Here is a 5291-nt window from a genome sequence, read left to right as displayed (position 1 = left end):
ACTCATAGGGGGACGTTTGTCGGCGGCCGCAATTATAGGCCGACATAACGGGATATAGAATAGGCTTCGATCATCGGGGGGATGCAGCACCAGGCGGACAAGCCGAAACTGCGGTGACGGCCTTAAGCCAAGCGGCGCTTAGAAACGGCCTGCAATAGTTCCCCTTCGTCCGTGAGCCCGTTCCGGAAAACGCTCACGATGTCCGCTGCGAGGTCTTCCCTCTGTTCCTTGTCTTGTTGTGCTAAGCGGAGTTCGACGCACAACTGGTCAAACACGCGCTGGAGCAAGTCCAAGTCAGCGGGTTCGAATACTCCGCTGTAATGCGATAACGGCATAACGGCAGCCCTCAAATTGCCGTCCCTTACCCTATTATTCTGCCACCAACTACGACCAACCTCAAGGCGTCCAGCAGATCCAAAAGGCCCGCCGCCAAGGAGTTAGCGGCGGGCAGTTCAGGGTTACCGCAGATGGAGGGGATAATCTCCTGCGACTGCTACCAATGAACTGGCGGGCCGTTGTTTCCTGTGCTCAGACCTATGCGTGCGGCCATCGGACCTCAGTCGCCAATTGGGACGTGAGGCGAGCTCGAGTTCACCTTCCCCAAAGGCATACCTTGCGGGCTGCCTAGACAGGGCGCACTGTAACGGGGCTTCGACACCTCCTCGATGTCGGTGCATGGCCCGGCCCGCGAAATCCTGTGTCACCTCGATAAAGCGAGCCGGGCTGTGGGTGTCTTCCCCGGTGACTTCCCGCCCGGTTCAACAGCGCAGGCCGCGAGTATCCAGAAGCTCGGCAATATCGGAAATCAGTTCGCGAGCCCTGGCCAGTTCCGCTTCCGCCTGCTTCCGGACACGGTCATTTTCCTCGCGAAGCTTTTGCGCCCGTTTCAGGGCTGCGGCGCTGATATCGAGGGAAGTCCAAGTGTCCATGCCGACCAACTCTAGGAGCGAGCAAATGTTCCGTTGGGGCGGCGGAACCTTAAGGCCATCAGCCGCCTTGTCTCAGCATGAGCACCGAGACCAAGGTGGAAAGAGGAGAACGCCACGTTCGCGAAGGCAGGGCACGCATTGCTCGCCAGCGCAAACTCATCGATGAGATGACGCTCGACGGCCACCGGACCGACGTGGCCCGAGGGCTATTGCAAGACTTCGAGGCGGTGCAACGCGAACTTGAAATGCATCTGGACTTCCTGCGCACCTTCAACTGATGAGTGTTCGACATTGCGCGTCTTGCCCATCGGAGCCCCGCTCACAAAGTCTCAATTTGAATTTCAAAAATTTGGCTCCTATTTTAGGCCGGTGACCGAAGCGCCAATGAATGGGTGCAAGCGATGGCTACGCTGTTCGGAAACCGGAAGCGCTATCTCAAGGCTCTTCGGATCGTTGCCGCGACAGAGCGTTCAATAGGGCGCTCCGCCACACGGATGGCGACGTGCCACAGCTTGCTCGAATTGTCTGAATCGCAGTTGCAGAAACCAGTACGGACGATGTTTGAAACGTCTGCCGTCCCTAAAGGTGAAAGCGGCCCGGCGGCCCTGTTGCCGCCGAAGCCAGGCAAGCGCGATCCCTATAACAAGCGCGAGAAACCTGATATAGCTTAGCGATGAGGGAAACCGTTCTAGCGCTGCTGGAGCAACACGTGCTTTTGGGCGAGCGACACATTGCGCGCCAGCGCGAGATTGTTGCCGACTTCCATCACAAGGGCTTTAGGGCAGACTTAGCCGAAGACCTTTTGACCCTATTCGAGCAGATGCAGCTTCTGCACGTCGCTCACCGGGATCGGCTTTTGAATTCAACGCAAGGCTAGGCGAGGTCTTTGAGTCCCGGTAGCATGAGGGAATGAAGCGCAGCACGATCTATGCCGTCTATCACCCACCAGCGAACGGCCTGCCATACATGGCTGTAGTCATCGCTCCCGATGGAACGGCTACCGCCCGTCCATTCGAAACGGAGCAAGAGGCCGCAGCTTTCAACAAGCAAATGGCAGCGGCAGGACATCCCGGCAAGGCCAACCATTGAAGCACTACCCAGCCGTAGGGGAATGGCTACAGGCCCTGTAGCGTGACCTCTGGAGGTTAAAAAGCCCCAGCGCTGATGCAGGCCGATTCTGGGCGAGCGCGGGTTTAGTCAAGAGATTGCTAATATATGCGAACGGCCTGGGAACAAACGATCGCCACCCTCGTTGAAAGGGCTGGCCGGATGCCCTTGTGTCCCAATCCCCTCTTCCGGCTAGCCTTGAAGCCAAGCCCGCTGCTGTCCCCTCGGCAGCGGGTTTCTCTTTAGTGCAACAGCATGTAGGCGCCCATGCCGGCCATCAGCAGGCAGGCAGCCATGCCGATCATGTCGCGCTGCCGGTAGCGCCAGATCGCGCCGGCAAGCATTGAGGCCGTGATGGCGGCGATGTAGAGCTTGACTACCATTCTTCGAGTGTCGGATCTTCCCGGCTTGGGGCGGAATTGGTAGGCGAGGCCATCTCAGCCGGCATCAGCCTAATCGTAACTCCATTGATCGTTACGTCTGCGATGTAGCCGGCTGCCTTGGCGCCCTTGCAAATGGCTGTGATCTGGCGCTGACTGATGGCAAGAGGCTTTTTCATGATTGCTCAGCCTGGAGCGCACGGAACGCCTTGTGGCCCGCATCGGTAAGGATCAAGGACTCGAAGCTGTTGGCATGTTTGGGATGGGCGGTCGTTTCCAGAAAGCCGCGAGCCTTGAGGCGCTCTGCCGTATCGTCCCCGCAGTTCTTAATCTTACTCCAGTGAACTGCGATGTTCGGGCCATAAGAGCTTAGCTGCTTTAGGGCATTTCGCTCCCGTTTCCCGAGCGGAGTGCCTGGGATCGAGGCTTTCCATTTTTCCTCGGCGGCCTTCTGCAACTCCATCATTTCCCTTTGGCCCATGGTAAGCGGATCGAATCCCAGCCGATCGTAGTAGTCTTGGAGCGGGTCTCCTTTGCGCCCCGATCCTGAAGGATAGCCGCCAGGCCCCGTTGCGGATTTGCTGCGGTTCCGATCGCCATCCCAACTTTCTAACTCGGCATCCAATTCATAATCGGATGCCCTTCCAGCGGGCTTCGTAGGTTGCCCCTCCGGCACCAGCCGAACCACCACGCCGTTGATAATGATCTCCGCGACAAAGCCAGCCCGCGCGGCGCCTTTGCAGATGGCCGTGATCTGTCTCTGGGTGATGGCGATTGGTTTGCTCATAGTCGCGATATGGCAGGCCCACTGCCAGAGGAGCAATGCGACTCATTCAGCACTTCGGCCGAAGCCTAACGCCGGGACTGCCATGGTTCAGGAATTCTATTCCGGCCGATTCCAAGGCTCGCTGGACAGATTGAACATTCTGGGCTCTCCCGGCAATCGCTGAAGGCCCCGCCGCCTCCATACTTCTTATCGTGTTTACGTGAACTCCGGCGGCGGATGCGGCCTCCTGCTGCTCCATGCCAACGAGTGCGCGAGCTGCCTTCAGTTGATTACCGGTAGTGAGCATTACTGTCCCTTCAATTGGCTCATTGTGTACCACACACAGAAACGAGTTGACAACCGATAAATACAGATTAGGGTTAACCACGCACAGATTGCTGTGTATAAAACACAAATCGGAGAATAGCAAATGCCGAACACCCCTTTTCGGGCTGCCGCCGAAGGCGTGCCCAATGTCAACCGCCGGAGCGCACTTGCCGCAAGCGGCGTTGGACTCGTCGCGGCGCTGCTGGGGGCCGCCCCCAGCAAGGCCGCACCAGCCCCCGTTGCTTCCAGGATGGCTGCGCTCGAAGCCTCCTTCTATCTCGAATGGAACAAGGTTCGGGCTTTGGAGCCTGAACACGGTGTGGCTGAGCGCCGGTACTTTGATGAACGCGCCAAACTGGTGAAGCCGATGAAGCGCGAGGATACTCCCGCCGAGGTGGAAGCCGCCCAGAAGATGACAATTGGCGAAATGGCAGAATGGTCGCGCCGGCCTAACAACGCGCGCTTCGAATTCGATGAGGCCATTCGGGCTTACAACAAGGCCGAATGGGCTATCCGGCGCCGGACCGGCTTCACGAAGATCGACCGGGCCTATAACCGCCAGATCGACCGCGCTTCGACCGCCGCCAATCGGGTTATTCGTTGCCCCGCATCCACTTTCGAAGACCTTGCCGCGAAGGCAAGGGTGCACAAAGTGTGGGAATTCGACGAGGGCGATATCGAGTACATCATGGCCGATATTTCGCGAATCGCTCGCGGGGAGGGGGTAAAGCGATGAACGTGCGCGCAACCCCCACGGAATCGCCAGCTCGGCGGCGCCGGATCGAGCGAACGGTTGAGACGCTGATTGCGATGCTGGACGCGATGGATGGCGAACCCGATCTGGAGGCAACCGGCGATGAGGAACCCTATTTGGCGGGCTGGTCAGGAGACAACGACGACCGCGAAGACGACGACGAGCGTGAGCCCCAACCCGATTGCGAAACAGTTTGCTGGTCGCTCGATACCGATATCCCGCAAGAGGGGCCGAACTGGCACCGCAACGGCTGGTGACGGTATCTGAGACAAAGGCCAAGCCCGCCTATCCCTGGCGGGCTTGGCCTTTTCTCAGTTGGGACCGGCAGTTTTGGCACTTTCCACAGCTTCGCAAAAGGTGGATACCGGAATGGACAGCCCAAACCGTGCGAGAGGCTAACGCCTTGGAAATGCTTCAACAAATCGCGATTCGCTGGTGCCCCCGGACGGGATCGAACCGCCGACCTTCGGTTTACAAAACCGCTGCTCTACCAGCTGAGCTACAAGGGCATGGCGCTCCGGTAGCATATTCCGTGCGCCAGTAAAGACAAAACTCCGTTCGCGGCGGCTATTGGACCCTGCGAGGGTGGCCGGGTGGCATGCTGAAAATGGCCGGCCGGCTTCCTATATCCTGGAGAGATGCAATTACCTGGTCGAGGGTTTTCGCATGATCCGGCTCATCATCATCTTCCCGCTTGTCGTGGTGGCCTGGCTTCTCGTGGTCAAGCTCGTCAGCGATCTGAAGAAGGCCAGCATCGACTGGACCGGCGTCACCACCATCATCGGCTTCATCGCGCTCGCCTTCTGGCTCCGCCACATCACCGGCCTGGGCGGTTGACCTCCAAAGAGATCTGCAGGTCGATGACAGAGGCTGTCGGCGGGCATCGTCGACTTTGACGGACGCAAAGTCCACGCGCCGAACGGACTATTTTCCGCCGCTCGAAAAAATTTCAAAAAACTTCGAACCTTTTTCCAAGCCGCGACGACTGATGATCAAGAGGCGGATGTCGCCTCTCCATGAAACAGGAG

At 58.5% G+C, this 5291-nt stretch carries 9 protein-coding genes and 1 tRNA gene; 7 read left to right on the top strand and 3 right to left on the bottom strand.

Going from position 1 to position 5291, the window contains the following annotated elements; genetic code table 11:
* Nucleotides 1-665 precede the first annotated feature (665 nt).
* The 4 genes from EN738_RS30365 to EN738_RS30345 all read left to right on the top strand — a co-directional run bounded on the left by EN738_RS30365 (nucleotide 666) and on the right by EN738_RS30345 (nucleotide 2018).
* On the top strand, nucleotides 666-944 hold the full coding sequence (locus tag EN738_RS30365) for a hypothetical protein (RefSeq protein ID WP_127286840.1): 279 nt from the start codon (nucleotides 666-668) through the stop codon (nucleotides 942-944).
* A 62-nt stretch (nucleotides 945-1006) separates the two neighbouring features.
* Nucleotides 1007-1207, top strand: coding sequence for a hypothetical protein (locus EN738_RS30360; RefSeq protein WP_127286839.1), 201 nt, complete (start codon nucleotides 1007-1009; stop codon nucleotides 1205-1207).
* A gap of 123 nt (nucleotides 1208-1330) precedes the next feature.
* Entirely contained in the window at nucleotides 1331-1600 is a 270-nt protein-coding gene (locus EN738_RS30355; RefSeq protein WP_127286838.1) for a hypothetical protein, read from the top strand.
* A gap of 238 nt (nucleotides 1601-1838) precedes the next feature.
* Nucleotides 1839-2018: a hypothetical protein gene (locus tag EN738_RS30345; protein WP_127286836.1), complete on the top strand. Its 180-nt coding sequence runs from the start codon at nucleotides 1839-1841 to the stop codon at nucleotides 2016-2018.
* A gap of 260 nt (nucleotides 2019-2278) precedes the next feature.
* Here the strand turns inward: EN738_RS30345 and EN738_RS35755 are convergent, their stop codons facing one another.
* Nucleotides 2279-2419, bottom strand: coding sequence for a hypothetical protein (locus EN738_RS35755; protein ID WP_187331304.1), 141 nt, complete (start codon nucleotides 2417-2419; stop codon nucleotides 2279-2281).
* Nucleotides 2420-2591: 172 nt separating this feature from the next.
* The gene (locus EN738_RS30340) at nucleotides 2592-3239 is read right to left on the bottom strand and encodes a hypothetical protein (protein ID WP_127286835.1); all 648 of its coding nucleotides are present in this window, start codon (nucleotides 3237-3239) and stop codon (nucleotides 2592-2594) included.
* A 373-nt stretch (nucleotides 3240-3612) separates the two neighbouring features.
* Here EN738_RS30340 and EN738_RS30330 point away from each other — a divergent pair, with 373 nt between their 5' ends.
* Nucleotides 3613-4245: a hypothetical protein gene (locus EN738_RS30330; protein ID WP_127286833.1), complete on the top strand. Its 633-nt coding sequence runs from the start codon at nucleotides 3613-3615 to the stop codon at nucleotides 4243-4245.
* Nucleotides 4242-4520 (top strand): hypothetical protein, encoded by a 279-nt coding sequence (locus tag EN738_RS30325; RefSeq protein ID WP_187331305.1) that lies wholly within the window; start codon nucleotides 4242-4244, stop codon nucleotides 4518-4520. The genes EN738_RS30330 and EN738_RS30325 overlap by 4 nt, the downstream gene beginning before the upstream one ends.
* A gap of 176 nt (nucleotides 4521-4696) precedes the next feature.
* On the opposite strand, the gene EN738_RS30320 is transcribed toward EN738_RS30325, so the two are convergent.
* Nucleotides 4697-4772, bottom strand: a tRNA-Thr gene (locus tag EN738_RS30320).
* A 157-nt stretch (nucleotides 4773-4929) separates the two neighbouring features.
* Between EN738_RS30320 and EN738_RS35750 the strand changes: the two genes are divergently transcribed.
* Complete coding sequence (locus tag EN738_RS35750) at nucleotides 4930-5100, top strand: hypothetical protein (RefSeq protein ID WP_187331306.1); 171 nt, start codon at nucleotides 4930-4932, stop codon at nucleotides 5098-5100.
* The last annotated feature ends 191 nt before the right edge of the window (nucleotides 5101-5291 follow it).

This window comes from Mesorhizobium sp. M4B.F.Ca.ET.017.02.2.1 (genome assembly GCF_003998955.1).
In the GTDB taxonomy this organism is placed as follows: Bacteria; Pseudomonadota; Alphaproteobacteria; order Rhizobiales; family Rhizobiaceae; genus Mesorhizobium; species Mesorhizobium abyssinicae.
This window is presented reverse-complemented; position numbering and strand designations above follow the sequence as displayed.